The 25,092-nt window shown below is 34.3% G+C and carries 21 protein-coding genes; 2 read left to right on the forward strand and 19 right to left on the reverse strand.

Annotated features, from left to right (window positions below):
- Positions 1–95: 95 nt before the first annotated feature.
- From ACXY7N_RS01275 to gntK, 15 genes are all read right to left on the reverse strand, one after another.
- A complete protein-coding gene (locus ACXY7N_RS01275; RefSeq protein ID WP_016088027.1) occupies positions 96–692 on the reverse strand; it encodes a hypothetical protein in 597 nt (198 codons plus the stop codon).
- A gap of 275 nt (positions 693–967) precedes the next feature.
- Positions 968–2,818, reverse strand: coding sequence for a hypothetical protein (locus tag ACXY7N_RS01280; RefSeq protein WP_016088028.1), 1,851 nt, complete (start codon positions 2,816–2,818; stop codon positions 968–970).
- Positions 2,808–4,628 (reverse strand): AAA family ATPase, encoded by a 1,821-nt coding sequence (locus ACXY7N_RS01285; RefSeq protein ID WP_016088029.1) that lies wholly within the window; start codon positions 4,626–4,628, stop codon positions 2,808–2,810. The genes ACXY7N_RS01280 and ACXY7N_RS01285 overlap by 11 nt, the downstream gene beginning before the upstream one ends.
- Positions 4,629–4,734: 106 nt before the next feature.
- On the reverse strand, positions 4,735–4,995 hold the full coding sequence (locus ACXY7N_RS01290) for a hypothetical protein (RefSeq protein WP_016088030.1): 261 nt from the start codon (positions 4,993–4,995) through the stop codon (positions 4,735–4,737).
- 75 nt (positions 4,996–5,070) lie between these two features.
- Positions 5,071–6,498, reverse strand: coding sequence for a basic amino acid/polyamine antiporter (locus ACXY7N_RS01295; protein ID WP_000129472.1), 1,428 nt, complete (start codon positions 6,496–6,498; stop codon positions 5,071–5,073).
- Positions 6,499–6,711: 213 nt separating this feature from the next.
- A complete protein-coding gene (locus tag ACXY7N_RS01300) occupies positions 6,712–8,223 on the reverse strand; it encodes an ABC transporter permease/substrate-binding protein (protein WP_098485698.1) in 1,512 nt (503 codons plus the stop codon).
- Positions 8,224–8,226: 3 nt separating this feature from the next.
- Positions 8,227–9,174 (reverse strand): ABC transporter ATP-binding protein, encoded by a 948-nt coding sequence (locus ACXY7N_RS01305; RefSeq protein WP_016088032.1) that lies wholly within the window; start codon positions 9,172–9,174, stop codon positions 8,227–8,229.
- Between the two features lie 100 nt (positions 9,175–9,274).
- Positions 9,275–9,832: a YdcF family protein gene (locus tag ACXY7N_RS01310; RefSeq protein ID WP_016088033.1), complete on the reverse strand. Its 558-nt coding sequence runs from the start codon at positions 9,830–9,832 to the stop codon at positions 9,275–9,277.
- Positions 9,833–9,895: 63 nt separating this feature from the next.
- A complete protein-coding gene (locus ACXY7N_RS01315) occupies positions 9,896–11,125 on the reverse strand; it encodes an MFS transporter (RefSeq protein ID WP_098485697.1) in 1,230 nt (409 codons plus the stop codon).
- Between the two features lies 1 nt (position 11,126).
- The gene (locus tag ACXY7N_RS01320; RefSeq protein ID WP_016088035.1) at positions 11,127–11,663 is read right to left on the reverse strand and encodes an NADPH-dependent FMN reductase; all 537 of its coding nucleotides are present in this window, start codon (positions 11,661–11,663) and stop codon (positions 11,127–11,129) included.
- Positions 11,664–11,809: 146 nt separating this feature from the next.
- On the reverse strand, positions 11,810–12,964 hold the full coding sequence (locus tag ACXY7N_RS01325; protein ID WP_016088036.1) for a CgeB family protein: 1,155 nt from the start codon (positions 12,962–12,964) through the stop codon (positions 11,810–11,812).
- Between the two features lie 34 nt (positions 12,965–12,998).
- On the reverse strand, positions 12,999–14,219 hold the full coding sequence (locus ACXY7N_RS01330) for a tetratricopeptide repeat-containing glycosyltransferase (RefSeq protein WP_016088037.1): 1,221 nt from the start codon (positions 14,217–14,219) through the stop codon (positions 12,999–13,001).
- Between the two features lie 259 nt (positions 14,220–14,478).
- Positions 14,479–15,375, reverse strand: a complete 897-nt coding sequence (gene gnd, locus ACXY7N_RS01335; protein WP_016088038.1) for a phosphogluconate dehydrogenase (NAD(+)-dependent, decarboxylating) — start codon at positions 15,373–15,375, stop codon at positions 14,479–14,481.
- A gap of 18 nt (positions 15,376–15,393) precedes the next feature.
- Positions 15,394–16,743 carry a GntP family permease gene (locus ACXY7N_RS01340; protein ID WP_016088039.1) on the reverse strand — a complete coding sequence of 450 codons (1,350 nt, stop codon included), beginning with the start codon at positions 16,741–16,743 and terminating at the stop codon, positions 15,394–15,396.
- A gap of 14 nt (positions 16,744–16,757) precedes the next feature.
- Positions 16,758–18,296, reverse strand: a complete 1,539-nt coding sequence (gene gntK / locus ACXY7N_RS01345) for a gluconokinase (protein WP_016088040.1) — start codon at positions 18,294–18,296, stop codon at positions 16,758–16,760.
- A 532-nt stretch (positions 18,297–18,828) separates the two neighbouring features.
- On the opposite strand from gntK, the gene ACXY7N_RS01350 reads away from it, so the two are divergent.
- Together ACXY7N_RS01350 and ACXY7N_RS01355 are read left to right on the forward strand one after the other, a co-directional pair.
- Positions 18,829–19,731 carry an ABC transporter permease subunit gene (locus tag ACXY7N_RS01350; protein WP_016088041.1) on the forward strand — a complete coding sequence of 301 codons (903 nt, stop codon included), beginning with the start codon at positions 18,829–18,831 and terminating at the stop codon, positions 19,729–19,731.
- Entirely contained in the window at positions 19,728–20,747 is a 1,020-nt protein-coding gene (locus tag ACXY7N_RS01355; RefSeq protein ID WP_016088042.1) for an ABC transporter permease, read from the forward strand. The genes ACXY7N_RS01350 and ACXY7N_RS01355 overlap by 4 nt, the downstream gene beginning before the upstream one ends.
- A gap of 151 nt (positions 20,748–20,898) precedes the next feature.
- On the opposite strand, the gene adhP is transcribed toward ACXY7N_RS01355, so the two are convergent.
- From adhP to ACXY7N_RS01375, 4 genes are all read right to left on the reverse strand, one after another.
- Positions 20,899–21,936 carry an alcohol dehydrogenase AdhP gene (adhP, locus tag ACXY7N_RS01360; protein WP_016088043.1) on the reverse strand — a complete coding sequence of 346 codons (1,038 nt, stop codon included), beginning with the start codon at positions 21,934–21,936 and terminating at the stop codon, positions 20,899–20,901.
- Between the two features lie 288 nt (positions 21,937–22,224).
- Complete coding sequence (locus ACXY7N_RS01365) at positions 22,225–23,079, reverse strand: MurR/RpiR family transcriptional regulator (protein ID WP_016088044.1); 855 nt, start codon at positions 23,077–23,079, stop codon at positions 22,225–22,227.
- A 205-nt stretch (positions 23,080–23,284) separates the two neighbouring features.
- Positions 23,285–23,920, reverse strand: a complete 636-nt coding sequence (gene casR / locus ACXY7N_RS01370) for a two-component system response regulator CasR (protein WP_016134379.1) — start codon at positions 23,918–23,920, stop codon at positions 23,285–23,287.
- A gap of 14 nt (positions 23,921–23,934) precedes the next feature.
- Positions 23,935–25,053 carry a GAF domain-containing sensor histidine kinase gene (locus ACXY7N_RS01375; protein WP_016088046.1) on the reverse strand — a complete coding sequence of 373 codons (1,119 nt, stop codon included), beginning with the start codon at positions 25,051–25,053 and terminating at the stop codon, positions 23,935–23,937.
- Positions 25,054–25,092 lie beyond the last annotated feature (39 nt).

Raw genomic sequence — 25,092 nt, forward strand, 5'->3', positions numbered from 1 at the left:
TTTTTAGACCCTTATTAAAATAATAAGGGTCTTTTTCATGAAGAATGATTTCATTTTAAATTAGTATCGTCTTTATTATACATATTCATTTCGGTTTATTTGGTTAACATAATATTTTTACTGTATTCTGCGATTAATGCCTGTGCATGAGCATTCCCTTGAATTACATCTCGAAACTCTTTTAAAGAATACAAATGCGTAGCCCCTTTTCGAGCATGAATTCGTACTGGTACACCTTGTAAAGTATCATGAAACTGAAATGGATTATCTATCGGTTCAATTGGGAAACCGAGTGTTAACAAATACATATACATTCTTTTTGTAACTGCTGCAATATACCATTCTGCTTTCGTTTCTAATGCATGCATAAATAAAATAGCGGTTAGTCTTTTGAAGTGTCCTCTCCCACGAGACGTTTTCGCAATACTTAACTTGCCTATTTCATACACATTTTTCAAATCTTTCACTAAATCATTTTTAGAAAACGGATAGAAAAACTCAGAATTTGATTGTTCAGGTACCGTATACTTAATACATTCTACTGTACCAATATGATGTTCATCTTCTATTAATAAAAATCTTGATGGATTTAAATTACGTTCTACGAACATTAAGTTTCTTTCTTCACAAAAATCTCCCCATAGTTGCTCGAACCAAAAATGTTCTTCCTTTGTTTGAACACGCTGGAACATATTTACCCGCCTTTCACATCGCCGCTCTGTTTTTGATAACGCTTTCACTATCTATCATATAAGAACAAATCTTCGTATGCAACTAAAAATATTTACGACTTATTATATTCTGCAAAATGAATTAAATTCCACCTTAATCGCCTTTTATCCCTCATGTACCGTTCTTCTAACAACATATTTATATTACTTTCAAATTCAAATCGTATGAAGCTTCTTTCCATACTGCATATAATTCTTCTTAATCTAAAAGAAATCCTTTAGGAAAAGGATTTCTTTTACTTCTTCATGCTTTTTAACCACTTCCCAAAAATTTGTACCATTCCATTTTTTCCAGCTAATTTCGCTTCCCCTTGTTTCGTTTTATAAGGATATAATTGCAAGAACACACCACATCCAGACTCAATCTTTTTACTATGCATATGACTTCCTGGATATACACAAATGACTTCATAAATGGCCCTTCGATAATAGACTCGCTTTCCATCTTGTTCTTCTACATATTTTATAGACCAGTACTTATACATTTGCTCAGTTGCTTTCGTATTTCCAACGTGCTGAAAGATATTGTACATTGGGCTATACTTCACTTCAATAATAATAGAAGATTGATATACGTATTTCCCTTCTTCCTTTACATAACAGTCTAAGCGAATATCCGGCTTCTTCGTATCTTCTCCATTATAAAAATTACTCCCTTTACTTAATGCAATAAGAGGATGTGTTTCAATTAAATCATTAAATGCGACATGTATTCTAATATCATCTCGATGTAACACCACTGTCGTTCCATCTTGTAATCCATCTACATAAAAATGTTCTTGTATTTGTTCACGAATGGAATTTCTAGCCTCGAAACCAATTTGCTCTAACATTGAAATAACGATAAAAAAAGCGTAATATTCATACACTAAAAATGTTGGTTTATAAACAAATAGTAAAGATGGAGATTGATCTATAGATTGTGGAAGTAAATCTAAATGCTGTAGTAATTGTTGATGTGGTATCGGTAAATTATGTGAGTTCATGTTACCCGTTTCAGAAATTTCTCTCCAAAATGGCGAATGCATTAAAGTTTGAAAGTATTGTACACTTCCATGTACAAAATGTGATAATATTTTATATTCTTGTATCTTCATAGAACTCTTTCGTAAATCCGCCTCTTTTAGTAAATGTATATTTTTATATTTTTGTTTCTCTCTATCGGTCACTGATCCATTACGCTCAATTGTTTGTATAATCGTTTTTACAGCTTGAAATTCTTCTGATTTCTTCTTTTTTGCTCTTTCTAATATTTCAATTGTTTGACGCAAAAAACTTTCAGCTTCAAGTAAATAGTGATAAAATTGCATCGCTTTAAATTTAAGAAATGCATTTTCCTTACTATTTTTTTGCTCTATAAACTTACGATTATAATATTTTGCATACGATTTTCTTTCCGCCACTATGGTTCCTTTTCTCGTTGCCTTTCGCTCCTTTTCTTCCCATTTATATTCATGTATAAATTTTGAACTTGATTCTATTTTCTTAAAAATTTGCTTTATCTTTTTCATTTTTTGTGGCAATTTTCTAAGTAACACTAAATAAGAAGAATCTTCAATATCACTAAGTGCAGAGAAAGTCTTTTTATAATACCCTCTATCTAAAATCAACTCATTCAAAATTGACTTCACATAGTTTTGAATCATTTCAAATTGATCATCAAAAAAATTTTTTGGCACGACTTGAAAAGCCCCATAATACGTTGTATCTTCTATACGCACTTCAAAATGATATAGACCACAACGCCATGGATAAAAGAATTCCGTTTTTCCATGTTCATATATTAATACCTTTTGTTTTTTTTCATTTATTTCATATTTTGACTCTTTTATATTTTTCTGTCCCTCATATACTTTATTCCATATAAAAGTAATATCCATAGGACTTTCGTAATGGTAATGTAATCTGAGTGGTTTTAATTCTTGTACTTTATAAATACATTGAACTAATGCTGTAGTAGATGTACAAAGACGATTTAACAAAATATATTCCCCTTTTGCCTCTGTTCCAATGATTAACTTTAATACAAAAGGGAGCGTTTCTTTCGTATCAACGATTTCTGTTTCACATCGCCATTCATTTTGCATATCCATACAACTCCAGTTCTCTACGCTTTTCTCTTATACATGCTAAAGAATGTTCAAATGTAGATACTCTGTTTGCAAGTGGAGATTGCAAAAGAGGTACTAATGTCGCCCCCCTTTTTACCTCTTCAGAAAGTAAAGAGCCAATCATCATTTCAGTCCCTCTTATTTTCGTCAATACACGTTGCTTTATTTGTAAATCAAATCCTTCTTCTCTACTGATCATATAGGAATGATTATTTTGGAACGGTATATTTTGTAAGTAAGTAGCTATTGCGTTTGCACATCGAAAAGAAATTCCCTTTGACATATCGTGTGATGACAATAGAACATGCAGCTTATCTAATAGTTCTAACTCTTCTTCAGAAAACACCTCAATCATCGTTTTATTCCTGACCCAATTTATGCGAAATTCTCCTGCAGTTACTTTCAGAGGTGGTTGTAATACAACTTTCTCTTGTTCCATATACATCTCACAAAACGGAATCTTTTGTAAAGTAATTAAATTTGTCCGATCTAATAATCGATCTGAGAGCTCTTTCGTTGTTTCATCAAAATTTACAGTACCTACAAATATAATATTTTCTCCAATTTCAATTGTTGATGGAATTGGATTTTCTTTTTCTTGTACACCTTCATACAAATTTAAAATACGATTTTGCTTTTCAAGTTGAAGAACAGATAGAAATGGAGTAAACCAATGCTCAATATATGACATATTCATTTCATCAAAAACGATTATATACAGCTGATTTTGATTTTCTTTTGCCTTCATTAACGCCCTAACTAATTTTGTTTCACTTTCAATAAAAGTACCATTTGGGTGAAGGTAACCAAGTAAATCATGTGGTTCTTGGTACGATGGTGAAATCGGGATCCAAACCAATTCTTCCCCATACTGTAATCCAAGTGCTTCCGCATAAGCTTGCACAAAACGGGATTTCCCAGCGCCCGGTATACCCCCAAGAATCGTTAACATATTTGTTTTCGTGCTTATGTGAAAATTATAAATGTCCGTTTCATCCAAATATAGCCCTTTATTACGCACAAAACTTTTTACATACTGTAAAAATACGGATTCACGTTCATCCCACTCCCATTCATCCTTTTGCACTTTTATTTCCTCTACTTCTACAAGCTTACCTTCCTCAGTCATTCGTTTTTTTAATTGCTCATACACATGATTACTTACAAAATACAATTGATCTTCTACCGCTATTTCTACATGCTTCAACCAGTCATTAAGGTCTATATACTTACATTCCCGCTGCTGTTCAACATATGCGATTGAACTAATTGATGATGACTTTAAAGAAATATTTCCATATAACCTTCCATCATGCCACAATAATTCTGGAGGCTCAAAGTCTTTCGGATATTTTGGCATTAGAAATGACAAATAACCATTACTAAGTTTTCTTTCTAAAGCCTCTCCTTTTCTGTAATCGGAAACTTTAGGTACTGGAATCATTTTATAGCCATTTGCCATTTCTCGCGGTTCTTCTGTACAAATTAACTCCGCGTATATATGTCCTCTTTCATAATAAAGACGAAACATAACCAATTGCTTTTCTAATTTTCTTTTCTTTAATTCCGAAAAAATTTTTTCATTCTTTTTATTGCTACATAAACCTTCAAATACGTATGGTTCATTTTTTAATTGCTCTTGTAACGTGAATGGTATTGGCGATAGGCATTGTACAAAGAAATTCTCCCCATTCTTCTCTCTCTCTGCTTTTGTAAACTTTCCGATAAACCTCATATAGTACATTCGTTTTATAAAACTTGGCTGAAGAGCTTTATGTAATTTCACCTTCGTCACCTTCTTTTTTTCATACTATTCTTAGTGTATGAACGAAACGAAAAACTAGAAACAAAAAACCTGACGTTATCCGCCAGGTTCAAAATGAAAACGTATATTAATGAGATGGAAAAGCTTTTTTCTCTTGTAAAATGGCATTATGAGCAATTTTCATTTTAGCAAGTACATATCGTAATCGATCTTCAGCGTTTTCATCTTTATTTTGCTGTAATTCCGCCAAATTCTCTACAGCACTCGCTAAATTTTCAATCACTCCTCGTAGTTCAGGATGATGATTAAAAAAGGATTCTTGCACTAATACTTTCCTTACTTCACTCGCTAAATCAACAATTCTGGTTAACTGTTCTTTTTCTTCCATTTTCATCCCTCCTGAATATCTTATGTATTAAATATTCTCTAGACAAAGAAAAAAGCCCTTTATTTAAAAGGACTTTTACATTTTTATATTTCCAGTTAATAGCATATAAAGTGATGTGATAGCTGCGATAACAATTGCCCACATTACATATCTCTCAATACCTTTAAAACAACGATTTCCTTTTTCTTTTCTTGCATACATGTAAACAATAATCCCGATTCCATACACGATTGAAACAAGTAATAAATTTTTCAAACCTGCTGCATATAGAAGCCATACAGAATAAATAGAAGCAATTAAAGCTAACGAGCCGTTTTTTACTTTTGCATCTTTTAGTTCGTTTGTAATAACTAATTTGAATTGGAATAACGCTGATAATAAATATGGTACTAAAATTGATGTTGAAGCTATGAAATACATAATTTGATATGTTGATTCTGAAAACAGAACGATTATAAATATAATTTGGGCAACGCAATTTGAAATCCATAATGCCATATGTGGTGTTTGTTTTTTATTTGTTTTCGTAAAGACTTTCGGAAACACGCCATCTTTTCCTGCTACGTGGGAAATTTCAGAAACAAGTAAAAACCAGCCTATTAATGTACCTACAAGTGAAGCAACTAACCCAATGTTAATCGCAACTGCGCCCCATGTCCCAACAACATGTTCTAATACATGTCCCATTGATGGGGTTTCTAACACGGAAAGCTCTCCTCTTGTCATCGCTCCCATAGACAAGACAGAAATTAAAATATAAATAGACATTACTAAAATAAGTCCAAGTACTGTCGCTTTACCAACATCTCGGCTATTTTTCGCTCTACCAGATAATACAACCGCTCCTTCAACCCCAATGAAAACCCAAAGAGTTACAAGCATTGTATTTTTCACTTGACCAAGTATAGAGGAAACTGATATAGTTCCTTCTCCCCAAAAATCATGTGTAAACGTATCCCAGCGAAACGCTGTTACCATTACAACAATAAATAATACGATTGGAACTAATTTCCCTATCGTTGCAATCACATTCATAATAGATGCTTCACGAATTCCAAATAAAATTAGAAAATGAAGTGTCCATAATAAAAGTGACGCTCCAACAATAGACGCAACATTATTTCCACCTTTAAAAATGGGGAAGAAATAACCTAATGTACTAAACAGTAACATGATTGTTGCAACGTTTCCTAAAATTCCTGCTAGCCAATATCCCCAAGCACTGTTAAATCCGATATATTCTCCGAAACCAGCACGTGCATAACTATAAATTCCGCCCTCAAGCTCCGGTTTTTGTCTTGCTAACGTTTGATAAACGAGCGCGAGTGGAATCATTCCCATCGCTGTAATACACCAACCAATTATTATAGAGCCGCTATTCGCTCCTACTGCTAAATCATGCGGTAAACTAAAAACACCGCCACCAACCATCGTTCCGACTACTAATGCAATTAATGGAAAAAACCCTAACTTCTTTTCTATTTGTACCACCCCATCTGTCATTCTAGGTGTTATGTTCGTTCAACTATTAAAGTCACCTTTTTCTCTAATAGACGTTTCTCTTATATTTTTTCAGGAAAACATTACTTATTCTAAAAGAAAATGAAGAAAAATGGAATACTTTTTTGAAAAAATGTATAAGTATGCACAAAAAAACCGTTCATTTTGTAATGAACGGTCATTTCATACATATAAATTTGTATATTTCTTGTAAAATTAACGAAGTAAATTCTCTTTTTGTAAAAATTGTTTCGCAACTTCTTCACTACTTTTTCCATTCACATTTACTTCATAATTCATTTTTCGCATTTCTTCATCTGTAATCTTCCCAGATAATGTATTTAATACTTTTTCAAGTTCAGGATATTTCTGTAACGTCTCTTTTCTTAATAATGGTGCTCCTTGATAAGGCGGGAATAGTCCTTTATCATCTTTTAGTACTTTAAGCCCATACTGCTCAAGTTCACTATCAGTTGAATATGCATCGATTACGTTAACATCCCCTGATTGAATTGCACTATAACGTAGTTTCGGTTCCATCGTTTTCACATTTAAAAACTTATAGTTATATAATTTTTGCATTCCTTTATAACCGTCTTCACGATCAGCAAATTCTAATGTGAATCCTACTTTCGCATCCTGTGCAATTTTTCCTAAATCAGAAATTGTATTTATATTATTTTGATCTGCTATTTTTTTCGGCATAGCTAGTGCATATGTATTGTTATACTCCATCGGCTTCAACATAACCATATTATATTTCTTTTCCATTCCAATGCGAGCCTGCTCATATACTTCATCCCGATTTGTGCTTTTTGGCTCTTCTTTCACGAAAGTAGATAAAGCTGTTCCCGAAAACTCAGGGTATATATCTACTTCTCCTGATTTCAACGCTTCAAATACAAACGCTGTTTTTCCAAGACCTGGTTTTAATTCTACGTGTAAATCGGTATCTTGTTCAATAAGCTGCTTATACATTTGAATTAAAATTTCAGGTTCTGATCCAAGTTTTCCGGCAATAACAATATCTTTCTTTTGTGTATTCCAAAGAAATGGAGCGGCGACCATTACAAGAGCGATGCATATCGTCAATATAACACGCTTAGAAGAGCGTTTTGGTTGTTCAAGTATGCGAAGTACTACATCAAAGAATAAAGCGAGTAACGCGGCTGGTACGGCCCCTAAAATGATAAGCGCATGATCATTTCGATCGATACCAAGTAATATGAGTTTTCCGAGCCCACCAGCACCTATAAGAGCTGCTAATGTAGCTGTTCCAACAATTAATACCATCGCCGTACGAATACCGGCCATAATAATTGGTAAAGCAAGAGGAAGTTCTACCTTCCACAGTCTTCTCCAGCTATTCATCCCCATAGCTCTCGCTGCTTCGATTAAAGATTCATCTAACTCCCTTATTCCTGTATATGTGTTTCGTAAAATAGGTAATAGTGCATACACAACTAATGCAATAATGGCCGGAAGTTTTCCAATTCCTACTAACGGAATTAAAAGTCCGAGTAATGCAAGTGATGGGACAGTCTGCATAACTGCAGAAGTTCCTATTATAAACTCAGCCAGTCGTTCTTTTCTCGTTAATAAAATGCCAAGTGGCACCGCAATCATTACTGCAAAAAATAATGAAATAAGCGATATTTGTAAATGCTCACTTAATGCAGTTAGTAATTCTATTTTTCGTTCTTGGAACGTTTGTATAAAATCAGTCACTGTTTAGCCTCTTTCCTTCATTTGTTCAACAATGTAATTGACAATATGACGACTTGTTAAAGCTCCAACATATTGACCATTTTCTTCAACTGGAACGACTTCGTTAGCTCGTACACGAACTAATGCTTCTTGTAAAGAAGAATGTAATGAAAGTGCATCCCCTTCTACCCGCATACTTTCATCAAGTGGCAATACATCTTCTATACTTTTCCCCTCATACCAAGGTCGTCCACGATTTCCAATGAACTCTTCTACAAACTCATTTTTCGGATTGTGTATAATTCCTTCTGGTGTATCTAATTGAACAACTTTTCCTTCTTTCATAATACAAATGCGATCTCCGAGTGATAATGCTTCTTGCATATCGTGTGTTACGAATACAATTGTTTTTTGAATCTTCTTTTGTAATTGTACAATATCCTTCTGAAGCTGCTCTCTACTTAATGGATCTAACGCACTAAATGGTTCGTCCATAAGAACGATTTTCGGATTTGCGGCTAATGCCCGTACGACACCAATACGCTGCTTTTGCCCTCCTGATAATTCATCAGGCATACGATCGCGATATACGTCTGGAGCTAGCCCGACCATCTGTAGCAACTCATCGACACGCGCTTTTATTTTTTCTTTGCTCCACTTTCTCATTTCAGGAACAACTGCAATATTTTCAGCAATTGTCATATGTGGAAACAAAGCGATTTGCTGCAATACGTATCCTATATTCCAACGCAATTCGTTTATATTATATTGTTGAATATCTTTTCCATCGATTAAAATAGATCCCTCAGTCGTTTCAATTAAACGGTTAATCATTTTCATTGTCGTTGTTTTCCCGCAACCACTCGGACCAATGAGAACAAAAAATTCTCCCTTTTTAATTTCTAAATGCAATGAATCCACTGCTTTTGTGCCATCTTCATATGATTTTGACACTTGATTAAACTGAATCACAAATACAACTCCTTTATCATAGTTTCCTTTATTTTGATGGAATACGGCATTCATTTCAAATGATACGCTTTATAATTAAAAAAGAGCTCAAATTTGAGCTCTAACGGTCTAACAATATTGTTTTCATTATAGCGGCATATTCACGCACATACATTTTTCTCTTAGAGCGCATTGGTGTTTCAGCAGCTAGTGCCTCCATCTTTATTCCTAAACGCTTTGCAATTATTTTCGTTCTATATAAATGATACGTATTACTTACAATTACCGCATGTTTCACATCATATAAATCCTTACTAAACTTTAAATTTTCATACGTATTTGTAGATCGATCTTCTATTAAAATACGACTCTCATCTATACCATGTACCATTAAATAGTTTCTCATACTATGAGCTTCCGGTATATCTTCATCTTCTCCTTGGCCACCTGAAACAATTACTTTCGCTTCAGGATGGGAAACTAAATATTCCAACGCTACATCCAAACGGTTTTGAAGAGATAACGACGGTCTATCTCCAAATAACTTTGCGCCTAATATAAGAACGTATGGAGAGTGATTACTCAATTTTTCACGAGCAACTTTCTTCATTCGAAACGTCATATAAAGAATGTATAGTGGTGGTAATAATAAGATTATAAGCAAGATCCATTTGTTCATAAATAAATTTGCACTCCCTTTCTTTTTATTATATAGAAAAATAAAGGGAGACAGAAGTGTTTTTTAAACGATTGATTTATTAGAAACGTTCGTCCCTACTTTACGTTGTGAAAGTACATAATAAATAGCGATTCCTAATGAAAAGATCAATATACAGCTTAATACGTAAAAAGGAAGCATTACCCCAGCTTTAGATACACCAGCTGTAAACAGCATTAATAATACAATTCGTATTCCTGTACCAATTAATCGAAATAAGCTGTCTACACGTCCCATTACTTCGTTTGGAATTTCCTCCATCATCAATACATTTCTCGCCACTCTTGTACCCGCATTTCCAATCGCATGAAAAATCGCAAGTCCATATAACAACATTACGGAAGGTTCAATAATCATTACGGTAATTGAAATTACATAAATGAACATCGTCATAACAATTGAAACTTCTGTTTTCACATATTTCATTATGAGTGGAATACAGATCCCTGCAACAACCGCTCCGACACCGTACATCATGCCCTCTATTGCATATACAGAGGCATTGGCTTTGAGTATATCCGAAATATAAACTGGTATTAAATAATTTGCCATCATGACACCGATAAACGGCATATAAGTAGCAAGTAAGAACCAAAAGAGCTTAGAACGTTTTTTCATAAAGTGAATTCCTTCGAACAATTGCTTCTTAAATGCTACTTTCTTTTTTACTTCCTTTTTCTTTACGTATGGTATACATAAGAACAGGAAAAATGCTCCTACAAAAGTTAACATATCTACTAACAAAATCCACTTCAAAGACACAATTTCAATTAGGAAGCTCGCTGCTGCTCCTGAAATAACTTGTGTTAACTGTCCTTGTATTTCCATTGTCCCACTTAAACTTTTATAATGTTCAGCTTGAAAAATTTCTTGGTTAAATGCAAAAATTGTAGGATAAAATAACAGATAGTAAAAAGATCCTGCTATATAAATAAGAATATAGTGAATAGAATGATAGGATTGCCCAGCAAATCCCCATATAACCATTATTCCAATTACGGCTATCCCAATTCCTTCGTTACATAACAATAAAGATTTTCTTGAGAAGCGATCAATACTTTGCCCGATAAACGGCGTTAATAAAAACATAATTAGAGTTGAGATGATGGAAACATAGCCAAACGTTGTCTCCCCTCCACTTTCTTTAATTAACAACCATGGAATCGTTATCATTACAATTCCGGAACCAATAGCTGATAGACTATTGGCTCCCAGAATGAAATACAAGCGTGAATCTCTATACAGAGATGGCATATCACTCAACTCCTAGTTGTTTTTTCACCTCTTTATATACGCTCATATATGCTTTTAATTCTTTAACTAAATCATGAATTAATGGTTTTGCATCTTCTCCCAGTTCACCGTCTTGTACATGAAGTCCATCAAGCACAACTTGTTTTGGGATTGCATTTGCATATACCCCTCTAGCAACAGTGCGCATACTGTTTAATGCGTTAATTCCGCCTTTACCGCCACCAGCAACCGCAAGTAATGCGACCGGTTTATGAACAAATTCACTGCTACTTAAGTAATCTAACGAATTTTTCAATGCCCCACTCATTGCATTATGATATTCAGGTGTACATAATACTACCCCATCAGCAGCTTTCACTAACGCCTTTAATTTTTTTACCGCTTCTAATTCACGTTGTGATTCTTCTCCGTTATATAATGGTAACTCTTCTATCGCTAAATCATATAATTCCCCTTCAAATTGATCTGCAATATATTTTGCCACTACGCGAGTTCTACCGAATTTTCTTGGTGTACCGTTAATAACAACTAGTTTCATTATTATTTCTCCCCTTTGTTTTCAAGTTACATTTATATATTATCAGAAATTTCTATACAAAACACGATATAAAGAGGGAACTAGCTTGATAAAATAGTATGATAGACGAAAAAAAGAACTCATACGAAAGTATGAGTTCTTCACAATTACTTTTTCTCTCCTTTTGGACTCAGTATGCCTATACTACCTTTAGCTTCAAAATGGGTATACGCTTTTTCTGCTAATTTGATACGTTCTTCGGGTAAGGCTACATATTTCATTATATTGTCTATTATTTTTTCGTACGAAGTAAATACAATTCCTGGCCACTCTATCTCGTCTTCGGGATTACTATTTTCCGAAATAATAAACTTCTTATTTGCCACTGCATAAGAAACACGAGGTGTTTCAAGAATTCCTGATAAGTAAAAATGAATATTTAAAATAATTTTAGACCTAGCAATTAGCTCATTTCTAGCAATTCCCCAAGCATTATTTTTAAAAACAATATTTAAATTGGGTGCAACTGCTTTTAATTGATCCAAAATAGCTTGCCGCCTCGGATTAAGAGCACCTATAAACAGTATATCAATGTCTTCAGTAATCTCATCTTCAAATGCATCTTTTTTTATTTCTAAAGTTGGTGCATAGTTCATTCCTACATGTTTTATTTCTTTTCCTACTCCTTTTTGTTTTAACCATTCTATATTTTGTTTACTATAATCCCAAATTTCCTTATCTTTTAATAATATTAAATAAAGTGGGTGCACATAAGGGCTTCCTTCATATAGCTGTTCTAAGTTATAAATAATTGCATTTTTCGGAAGTAGATTCGGGTTATGTGCATACGTATGCGCTCCAAAAACAATTGTATTTTTTACATTTTCTAGTACTGTTTCTGATATGATTGCTGTATTTCCCTCCTGCTCTAATCGCCATTTCAAAGCTCGCGCGACATCTATGAAACTCCCATACGTCTTTGGGCATATAAACAGACAATAATCATATTCTTTATTCAAATATGCTTCCATTAATCTTAAATTATTTTTATATAAATCCACATCCGGATATTTAAGTAAAAGCTCATTTGCATGTTTTTTTGCTACTTTATATAATCCAGCATAATAAGCAGCAATGCACCTTCTTAATTCAATTTTTTGCCGATGCTCATCTGCTACGTCCATGTCTAAAAGAAGATTTGCGATACAATACGCTTTTAAATGATCACGATCATAATAGTAATCTAGTAGTGGCATCAATTCTTCATACGTATTTCCATGCACAGATTCACCTAGTTCAAGCGCCCATCGTATTAATTCCATGATTACTCCACTACTCCTTTAGCCGAAATTGTATTTAATAAAATTTCGCATTACTTTCTACCATATTTGCTATATGAAACGGTAACTCTTCTTTTTTCGATTCCAAATATTTTTGTGACACTGCACCTAAATGTTTTTTATGCGGTATATAAAAAGCACTTATAGAAATCTCATAGTCAAATAAGTAATCATACACATGATAATCTACAAATAGAAGATCATCTTTTGGAAAAGGAACTTCCTTCCCCTGCAAGGCATACATCAAAGCAATATTATTTTCGGATTTTAATCGATACATTCTTGCAAGTTGGTATAATGGCTCAGCCCTAGTTGGTCTATACTCCCACGCTTTTTGAAAATAAAGAACAGCTAATGCTGTATATTCCTCTTCTTGTTTCTTAGCATTTTCTTTTTCATCCGCTTCTGTTACTTCATATTGTTTATTTGCTGAACGGTTTGCTAATTGTTCATAACAAAATCCTATTCGCAATAACGAATAGAACACCTCTTCAACCCATCCCCCTGCTTCCACTCGTTTTTTATACCATTTAATAGAATCTTCAAATTGACTTAAATGAAAATAAGTTTGGGCTAAATAAAATAAATATCTTATATGCAAATCTGGCGTTGTTTCTGGATCATTTAATCCTTGTAACAACAGCCTCTCATCTCTCTCAAACTTATCAGCTTTACTACCACCATCCCCAGGATCGTTAACGACAAGCGTCTCTAGCCTTGCTACTCTTGCAATGTAGTTCGCATCAACTTTGGAACGATCTATATCCCAATACTCATGAGTAACACCTACTGATTTCCATGGTAAAGAAGCTTTTAAAAGGCGTGTAAGCCAATACTTAATATGAATATCATATTGCAATGTAAGATAATGGTCTTCCGTTAAACTACTCTTATCAAAATCAGGATCAACTTCTAATATCATATCCGCATCTAATATTAATAAATAATCTGCTTCTGGATATGTTTTTTGTGCCAATGAAACAGCTAAACTTCTGTTATAACCAAAGTTTTGAAATGGTTCATGATGAACTGTTCCAGGGATTTCATTTTCTTTACACCAATTTTCAATAATTTCAGGTGTATTATCAGTTGATCCAGTATCACAAATAGAAACAAAATCTACAATTGATTTTGTAGCATTTAAACACCTTTCCATAATTCTAGACTCGTTTTTAACAATCATACAAAGACATAACTTTTTTTCTTTCCCTACATTCTTCACTTGCTCATTTCCCATTTAACCACCTCATATTTTATTAACACGCTCTTTTCATATGTAACATCTTTTCTTAGCTACATTGATGACATAATCATCCTTTTACTATTTATGAAAACTTCATTTTATTTATTCTTATTTTTATGTTGGGACATCTTTCATGCCTCCCTTTATATTTGATACAATCAGCACAAATAAAAAATGATTGATTGCTATTTTTACACTATAAAAAAAAAAGAAACTTGCGTTTATACACAAGTTTCTTTTCAAAAATCATTTCCTATTTTTTCACAACTTCATGTCCACCGAACTGATTACGAAGAGCTGAAACTACTTTTCCGTGGAATGTATCATCTTCTTGAGAACGGTAACGCATAAATAATGACATCGCGATTACTGGTGCCGCCGCTTGAAGTTCAAGTGCCGTTTCAACAGTCCATTTCCCTTCTCCTGAAGAGTTCATTACCCCTTTAATGCCATCTAGTTTTGGATCATCTGCAAATGCCTTTTCAGTTAAGTCCATTAACCAACCGCGGATAACCGATCCGTTTGCCCATACTTTTGCAACATCTTCATAATTGAAGTCAAAATCACTTTTATCTAACACTTCAAAACCTTCAGCGATTGCTTGCATCATACCGTATTCAATACCGTTATGAACCATTTTTAAGAAATGACCACTTCCGACGCGGCCTGCATAAGAATATCCATTCTCTACTGCTAAATCTTTAAATAAAGGTTCTAATTGATCATAAATTTCTTTTTCTCCACCAACCATTAAGCAAGCACCGTATCTAGCTCCTTCTACACCGCCTGATGTACCGATATCTACGTAATGTAAACCAAAGCTTTTCGCTTCTTCAGCACGACGTAACGTATCTTTATAGAATGAATTTCCGCCTTCAATAACGATATCGCCTTCCTCTAATAATGGATATACATCTTTTAATACTGACTCAACAACTTCTCCCGCAGGTACCATTACCCAAATTGTACGAGGAGCTTCTAGTGCAGCAATCATTTCTTTTAATGTGTGACGAGCAGTAATCCCTAAAGCCCCTGCTTTTTCAACAAGTTCTTTATTTACGTCATATACAACTACTTCATGCTTGTCCTCATGTAAATGTTCTGCTAACGGGAATCCCATTTTTCCTAATCCAATTAAACCTAGTTTCATATTAATCAATCTCCCATTCTATACAAATATATTTAATAACGAAATTAGTCCAAGTGCTACAACAGATAATATTGTCTCCATTGCAGTCCATGTTAATAATGTTTCTTTCACAGTCATTCCGAAATATTCTTTAATCATCCAAAATCCAGAATCGTTTACATGTGATAAAATTAATGACCCTGCACCTGTTGCAAGTGCTAATAGTTCAACGTTTACACCTGGTGTACTTGCTGCAATTGGTGCTACAATACCAGCTGCTGTCATCATAGAAACTGTAGCAGATCCAGTCGCGACTCGGATAAGTGCCGCAATTCCCCAACCTAATAATATCGGTGAAATATGAGATTCTTTCGCCATTTCTGCGATTGTCGTTCCAATTCCAGAATCTAACAATACTTTATTGAATGCGCCGCCTGCACCAATAACTAACAGTATGTTCGCAATAGGTCCTAAGCAATCATTTGTAAATTGTAATACTTTATCTTTTGAAAAACCTTTTGCATAACCAAGACTAAAGAAAGAATATATCGTTGCAATTAATAATGCGACTATTGGATCTCCAATAAAGTGCAATACTTGTGCAAGTTGACTCGTTTTGCTTAACGCTACTTCCGCAATCGATGCACCTAGCATAAGAAATACTGGAAGTAAAATAGTAAACAATGTATTTCCGAAACTAGGCAGTTCCTTCTTCTTATCTCTTTCAATAAATTGTTCTGCTATATCTAACGGTACTTCTTTATGTATACGAGCACCGATCCATTTCCCATAAAGCGGACCTGAAATGATTGCAGTTGGAAGTCCGACAATTAATGCGTATAAAATTGTCTTCCCTACATCTGCTTTAAAAATACCTACCGCTGCCATCGCTGCTGGATGCGGTGGCACGAGTCCGTGTACAACGGATAGTCCTGCTACTAGCGGAATACCGATTGTAATAAGTGATACCCCAGTTTCTAACGCAATTGTAAATACTAATGGAATTAGTAGTACAAATCCAACTTGGAAAAACACCGGAATTCCTACTAAAAATGCAACGAACATCATTGCCCAGTGAACACGTTTCTTCCCAAAACGACCAATTAATGTGTTAGCAATTCGTTCAGCACCGCCAGATTCGGCCATCATTTTTCCAAGCATCGTTCCTAATGCTAAAACTATCGCTAAAAACCCCAACGTATTACCAAGCCCTAATTTAATAGAATCGATAATCCCTGGATCTTTTGGTGAAGTTCCAATCAATGGCATTCCCATTGCTAACCCTACACCAATTGCTGTTAAAATTAACGCGACAAATGGATGCCATTTTACTACCGTAATAAGTAAAAGTAGTATGACAACTGCCGCTAGTACGATTCCAACTACCATTTCTCCCAATCCCCCTATTGTTTACGTTGGAAAGCAGCTATACAATCAAATTCTTCTTTCAAGCGATTGTAAAGTCGTTCATACATATAAAACATTTCTAAATATATAGCCGTATTTTCTTTATTCGGTACATGATGATGAACAATATCAATCCAATCCTTTACCTCTTCAAGAGAATCAATTTTTCCTACAGCATATAAAGCAACTGCCGCTGCCCCAAGCGCAGATGCTTCATGGCTTTCAGGAACAAGCAATTCTTTACCCATCATATCGGATAACATTTGTCTCCAAAATGCAGATTTCGCAAACCCTCCTGAAACACGTATTTCAGTAAGTGGTCCTGTACAATCTCTGATTGCGAGCGCTACTGAATATACACTCATACAAACACCTTCCATGACTGCACGTATAAAATGTTCTCGTTTATGCTGAAGGTTTATTCCGAAGAATGTACCACGAGCATTTGCATTCCAGTAAGGTGCGCGTTCTCCAGATAGAAACGGTAAAAATAGCAATCCACCCGCTCCAGCCGGTACACTTTCCGCATACTTAATTAATAAATCATACGGATCAATTCCAAGCTTCCTTGCTACTTCTTGCTCTGGACTACCAAATTCATCACGTAACCATCTCAGTAAAATTCCGCCGTTATTCGTTGGTCCGCCGATCACCCAGTGCTCGTCTGTTAATGCATAACAAAATGTTCTTCCTTTTTCATCCGTATTAACACTTGATGAAATTGTTCGAACTGCACCACTTGTTCCAATCGTAATTGCAGCTGAGCCAGGCGATATTGCACCAACGCCTACATTTGCAAGAACACCATCACTTGCACCAATAACAACTGGCGTATCTTCACAAATACCCATATTTTGTGCTAATTCCGACTTCATACCCGATAAAATATATGTAGTTGGCACAGGTGTTGATAATTGTTCTGGTGACATATGTAACATCGTTAAAACATCTTCATCCCAGTTTAATGTTTCTAAATTAAATAACCCAGTTGCAGATGCTATCGAATAATCCACTACGTAACGTGAAAACAATTGATAAATAACATACTCTTTAATGGAAATAAATTTATAAGCGCTCGCATATAATTCTGGCTCTTCCTCTTTCATCCACAATAATTTAGAAAGCGGCGACATCGGATGAATTGGTGTACCCGTTCGTCTATATATTTCATGCCCATTCATATGTTGTAATAATTTTTCTGATTGTTTCGTACTTCGATTATCTGCCCAAATGATAGAACGCGTTAATGGTGCACCATTTTCATCTACAGCAATTAATGCGTGCATTGCAGTACTAATACCGATTGAAGAAATATCTTCAGGTGACACATTACCCTTTTTCATGGCAACGCTTACAGTTTTATATACAGCAGCACATATTACATCAGGATCTTGCTCAGCCCATCCGACATTCGGTTGAATAATTGGATAATCAACTGCATGTGACGCAACGACTTTTCCTTTTTCTGTGAACACAACCGTTTTTGTACTTGTGGTACCGATATCAATCCCGATTACTCTCCCCCTTGTTTCCATGCGAATCTTCCCTTCGTTTCTAGCAAAATATGATCTAGTAAACCGTTTACATGAATTAGTATATAAAATATTTTTTCTTTAATCAAGTTTTAAAAAGAAAATTTTTTTCATAACAAAAAATATATACCCTCATTCCATTTCACTTACATACTACATTTAACTTTTCCGTGTGGTAAAGTTGCGTTATATTCGTTACGCAACATACTCTTTTTCTTCCATTAACAATACATACCTAGTCCTTCCATACGTTCTACTCATTTGCATGAAAGAGCACTTAACATCACTATCAAGCTAAGAAAAATAACTACCTCCACAATGGGAATCTGTACATTTTGCTCTTTTTCTATTGTTTTAGGTTCACTCATTCTTTTATCTTGATGGACATAGAGCACAGGTCCCTAATATCAGTTTATTAACTTGTAAATATATGTTCCATACTATAAAATCTAATAGTATTTATATTTTTCAGAAAAATAAAACAAAATTTTAGACTTTATTGTATAATGTTGTAAAAAGATGTCGGAGGGATTTAATGTTACATAAAATATCTCAATTCACAATTAAGCTTTCATCAATTCTTTTATCACTCTTACTATTATTAAATTTACCTTATTTATTTATCACTCAACAAGGATTCACCTTTCAACCAATTTATTTTTTTAACCAGATCGTTACTATGTTAAAACAGGTTTTCTCACCTGAATCATTGTTGGTTATAGGATCAGACCCAAAGTTTGGTCACTTAAAAACAACACCATTATTTCCAACTGTTTTAGAACCTTATCTATATTCATTTACTGTATTATTTTTAGCCTTTTTGCTTGCGCTCTTTTTATCATCTAGCATGGCATTTTTTTATTTTTTAGCAAAAGATTATATAAAAAAATGGATAAACCGAATTGTGTTCATATTAGAAGCTGTCCCTGATATGATGATGATGATTTGTTTGCAAATATTTTTCATATGGGTACTTAAGAAATTCGGGGAAGCTCCTTTCACCATTATTTCTTTTAATGAAAATCGCGCTTATTTACTCCCTATTTTATCTTTAGCCGTCTTACCTACATTACAAATGTTTCGGATGATGGTGTTATACATAAAGGAAGAACATGGAAAACATTACGTAGAGGTTGCATATGGAAAAGGCCTTTCATCAAGTTATATACTATGCATTCATTTATTCAAAAATATATCTATCCACTTCTTCCACCATTTAAAAACGATTTTTGTTTTCTTACTTTCTAACTTATTCATTTTAGAATTTGTTTTTAATATGCAAGGTATTATTCAATTTTTATTTAAGAAGGCGTTTATTTCACCTCCCGCTGCATTTATCATACTTGTCATGATTATTTTACCGTTTTATGCTATTTTTCAAATGATCTCTCTCATGATGAATAGATGGCAAAAACAATTGAAAGGAGCAGCTTTATGAAATCTATTTGGAAATCAAAACGCTTTTTAATCGGCTTTACTTATTTATTCATACTTGTTTCAGCTAGTTTTATTTATAGTTGGTTCTTTAAAGATAACATCCCAAAACCTCCTCAGTTACTTTACAATGACAATAACGAATTACTTGGAAAGGCCCCCTTTCCACCATCGTTAATACCGCCTTTTGGATCTGATCGTTTTGGAGAGTCTGTTTTCTTACAAATTATAGAAGGAGCAAAATTCACTATCTTATTAGCTGTGGCAATTAGCTTCTTTCGAATTTTATTCGGAACATGTATAGGAATCCTCTTAAGTTTATATGCTCCAAAATTCAAGAGATTTTTCCAGGCATGCTCAGAAGTTTTTTACTATATTCCTACTTTATTTATCGCATTTATACTCATCACGCCCGTTAATATTGTAATCATATCAAATGCTGATAGATTAGATCCAAATATTTCATTTGCGTTTTATCAAGTACTCGTACTTATTTTCGTCGCTCTGCCTACACTTTCTTTATATATATCCTCAGAGGTTGATGAATTTATGAAACAAGATTATATTTTAAGTTCACAATTACTGGGTGCTAGCCGTTTTCATATTATCAAAAAACACTTACGAGTCTTATTACTTGACCGCTTATTTGTGTTATTTATGGAACATATCGTCCAAACTCTCATACTCGTTATCCATTTAGCGTTGCTTGATATTGTAATTGGTGGGATACAAATGCGTGAACTCTATGACGGAGTACTCAAACCTGTTTCTCTATCGAATGATTGGGCAGGCCTTATTGGATTAAATCGTTATGAAATGAATCTTTCATGGTGGATTATTTTTTATACTCTCGTTTCATTCTTTATTACGATTCTATTTATTAAGCTTATGACAATCGGGATTCAAGATGCACTGAAAGCAAGAGATTTGCAAACTGTAGCAATTCAATCCGTTCCAGATCAAAAGAAATTTGTTAAACATAAAGATTCTTTTTCGTTTGCAAATAAAATGAACCTTTAATCATGTCTCATTAATTAAGTATGAATTGGCATTGATATTTGTAGCATATAAAAAAGATGATCCCTATTGAATACAGGGATCATCTTTTTTATGGGGTCTAACTTTTTTACATGTACTTTGTTAGACTCATACTTTTTATATTTAAAATGAATTATTTGCAATCACAATTATGCTGTTTAAAATCAATTACCATACGTCCTTGAATTCTACCTTGTTCCATTTCTTCGAATACATTTTGTACTTTATCTAAAGAACAAGTTTGAACAACCGGCACTACTTTCCCTTCTGCACCGAACATAAATGCCTCTTCTAGATCCTTACGAGTACCGACTAGAGAACCAACCACTTCAATTCCGTCTAGTACAAGTCGCGGTATGTTTAAGTCCATAGTTTCTACTGGTAAACCTACTGCAACGACTTTACCACAAGCACGTACTGCATCAACTGCTGAGTTGAATGCTACTTTAGAAACAGCTGTTACTACAGCAGCATACGCACCACCAAACTCATCTTGAACAATCTTATCAGCAGGACCTTGAGAAATTGGATTGATAGTCATATCAGCACCAACCTCTTTTGCTAAGGCTAATTTGTCGTCATTAATATCTACTGCAATTACCTTTGCACCAAATACGTTTTTAGCATATTGGATAGCTAAGTTACCTAATCCACCACAACCATATATGACGATAGGTTGACCAGGTTTAATATCTGATACTTTTATTGCTTTATATGTAGTTACGCCCGCACATGTGATTGATGATGCTTGAGCAGGATCTAATCCTTCGGGTACTTTCACCGCATAGTCAGCTGTAACAATACATTGTTCAGCCATACCACCATCTACTGAATAACCAGCATTCTTAACTTCACGGCAAAATGTTTCTCTACCAGTTACGCAATATTCACAACGTCCACAAGATTGAAACATCCATGCAATACTTACACGGTCACCTATCTTTAGTGAAGTAACATCATCAGCAATTTTCGTCACAATACCTACACCCTCATGACCAAGAATACGGCCATCTGTGTTCCCAAAATCATGATTTGCAACGTGTAAATCAGTATGACAGACCCCACAATACTCTACATCTACTATCGCTTCTCCTGAGTGTAACGGACGTAATTCCTTTTCAATAACTTCAATGTTTGCTTTACTATTTTTATTTACTACTACTGCTTTCATATGTGATCTCCCCTTTAGTGTTTTAGAATTTTAATGAGTTCATCTCACAACTTCTACCTGCACTGTTTCGGCCAATTATTGCACCGAATTTAAGTGTTCAATCATCATTACATGTTCATCATAACATGTAATTTTAAAAGTCTATTGTTAAATATTGAACAATATTTGAATTATTAACCAAATATTCTCTTACTATATTTGAAGGGAAAACTGAAATTCCATCCATGTAAAGTATATATCATTAGACTATTGACCAATAAAAAAAGCCCTTCATTTGAAGAACTTTTCTTATATTCGCTTCATCGAAATCGTTTCACGTATACTTTGTAAATTTTTTAATGTTTCCTCCTGTCGTTGCAACGACAATCCTACATACAAAGTATCTAACAAACTTAACTGTGCTAATCTTGATGAACTTGCTTCTGTGCGGAATTCCGTCTCACGTGTTGAAGTATATAATGTAATATCAGCAAGTTGACTTAGTGCTGATTTTTGATAGCTCGTAATCGCAATAATGCGAACTCCCCTTGCTTTTGCTACTTCTAACGCTTCCAGTAATCCTTTATTGCTACCAGAATGAGAAATTGCAATAACCACTGCTTCTTTCGTAAGTAAACCCGCACCCATAATTTGAAAATGTGAATCTGTATGAGCGATACAAGAAATACCCGTTCTCATAAATTTATGATATGCATCCATCGCAATAATACCAGACCCACCATTTCCATAAAACTCAATACGGCTTGCATCTTGCAAGGCTTTTACAGCTTGCTCTAGTGCTGTATCATTTAACAAATGTAATGTATCTTGCAGTCCTGTAATATGCGAATGAAAAACTTTTTTAGCAACAGTTACCATACTATCTTCTGCAGATACTTCTTCATGAATATTTTGCATAGGAGTATGTACAATTTCACGAGCTAATGTAATCTTTAAATCTTGAAACCCTTGAAAACCAAGGTGCTTACATAAGCGGAATATCGTAGCTTCAGAACTATTCGTAACTTCAGCTAATTCTGTAATCGATTTATGTACAACATCTTGTGGATGTTTCAATATATGTTCAGCAATACTTCGCAATTTCGGTGATAAACCGTTTAACGAAGCTTGAATCTTTCCAATCCCACTTCTTGTACCTGGCATAACATATCTTCCCCTTCCATCGTAGTTTTATTGTACCTAATTATCGAAAGAAGAAAAACCTTTATTTGGCACTACTATAAATTGAAACTTTAATCAGTGAAAGTATTGTACATCTCCCACTAATTATAAGCCCGCAAATAGCTGGATACATTTTAAATACTCCTATGTATTTTGTCGTAACATGGTACATAATTATTCATACTTATTATTTCCCCCCATGTTTCACCGCATATAATGCAGCTTGCGTACGATCATCTACTTCCAATTTAGCTAAAACATTTGAAACATGTGTTTTTACAGTTTGTTCTGTAATATGAAGCTCTGCTGCAATTTCCTTATTACTTCGCCCTTTCGCAATTTCTCGAAGTACTTCTTGCTCTCTTTTCGTTAACATGGAAAAAGGGTTTTCTTTTTCTTTCTTGACTGCTGACCGTCCTAATAGTGCTGGTGTTACTTTCGGATGAAAATTCGCATTTCCTTGATGTACTGCAATGATAGACGCTACAAGTTGCTCAGGTTGTACTTCTTTTAATTGATAACCATCTGCACCAGCTTCCAGTGCTGGTAAAACATAATCTTGCTCTGAAAAACTGCTTAATATTAGTATCTTTATTGTTTCATCATATTGTTTTATCCGTTTTGTTGCTTCAATACCATCCATCTTCGGCATTGATAGATCCATTAATACTACATCTGGCCTTTCCGTTCGGACGAACGTTAATGCCTCTTCACCATTTTCTGCTTCCCCAACAATTTCAAATTCTTCTCTCGTTTTCAAAAAGAATACAAGTCCTCTTCGAACGATATGATGATCCTCAACTAGTAGTAATTTAACCTTCACCCTTCTTCTCCCCTTCAAACCGGCAATTGAATTTCTATTTTGGTCCCCTTTTTCGGCTTTGTTTTTATTTGAAACGATCCACCCATTAACTGAATACGTTCCTTCATATTTTTTAAGCCAAGCGCGGACTCTCTTACTTGCTCTTGTATAAATCCTATACCGTTATCCTCTATGTAAAAATACAATTGGTTATTTTCTATTTTTAAAAGAACATTTACCTTTTCACATGAAGCATGTTTTTTACAATTATGTATTGCTTCTTGACTAATACGCCATAATACTTCTTCTATTTCATCTCCAATTGAAACCATTCCATCAATTCGAACTTCCACGTGAATCCCTAACAACTTTCCGTAATTTTTAATTGCTTCTGCTAAACCTTTCTCTAATCCTTCCGGCCTTAATTGCCAAATCAAAAGTGTCATCTCTTGTAATGCTTCCTGTGATAATTCTCCAATATAACTTAACATTTCTTGCAAATCTTTATCTTTCGTCATATTTAGAGTACCTTTTGCTGTTAACATAATAGAAAATAACAATTGTTTTACTGAATCATGTAAATCACGAGCTAATCGATTTCGTTCTGCTACAACTACGTATTTACGTTCTTTTTCCACTAACTGAATACGTTGGATTGTCGTTCCTATTTGAAATGCAATTGATTCTAATAATGCTAATTCTTCCTCCGAAAAATATGTTTTTTGAGGCGAGGCCACATTTAAGAGACCAAACTTCTCCGATCCAGACCTAAGGGGAATTGTCGCATGATGCGTAACATCTTCAGTCTCCCCCCAATTACATTCAATCGCATCCTCTATTCGCTTACATTCAATAATATTCGTCGCTTTTTCCAATCTCCCATTCACAAAACGCTCTACACACCAGCAGTCTCCTTCACACATCGGCTTCTTCTCTTGCCACGTAAGAGCTGGTGGTAAGTTTTCGTCTACAAGCATACGGTGCTTTCCGCTTTCATCTATAAAAAAGATCCACCCTGTTTGTAAATTCATAACTTGTAACAATGTATGTAACACTTTTTCTAACATGTCTTGTAAGTCTGTTGCTTCATTTAATAATTCAGCAATTGCTTTTAATGCTTCTAAACGATGCATCTCTTTTTCTTCAAAGTTCATTTTCATCACCAACTATCATTATAACATTAAGAAATTTCT

It is taken from the genome of Bacillus sp. 5w2, from assembly GCF_054353775.1.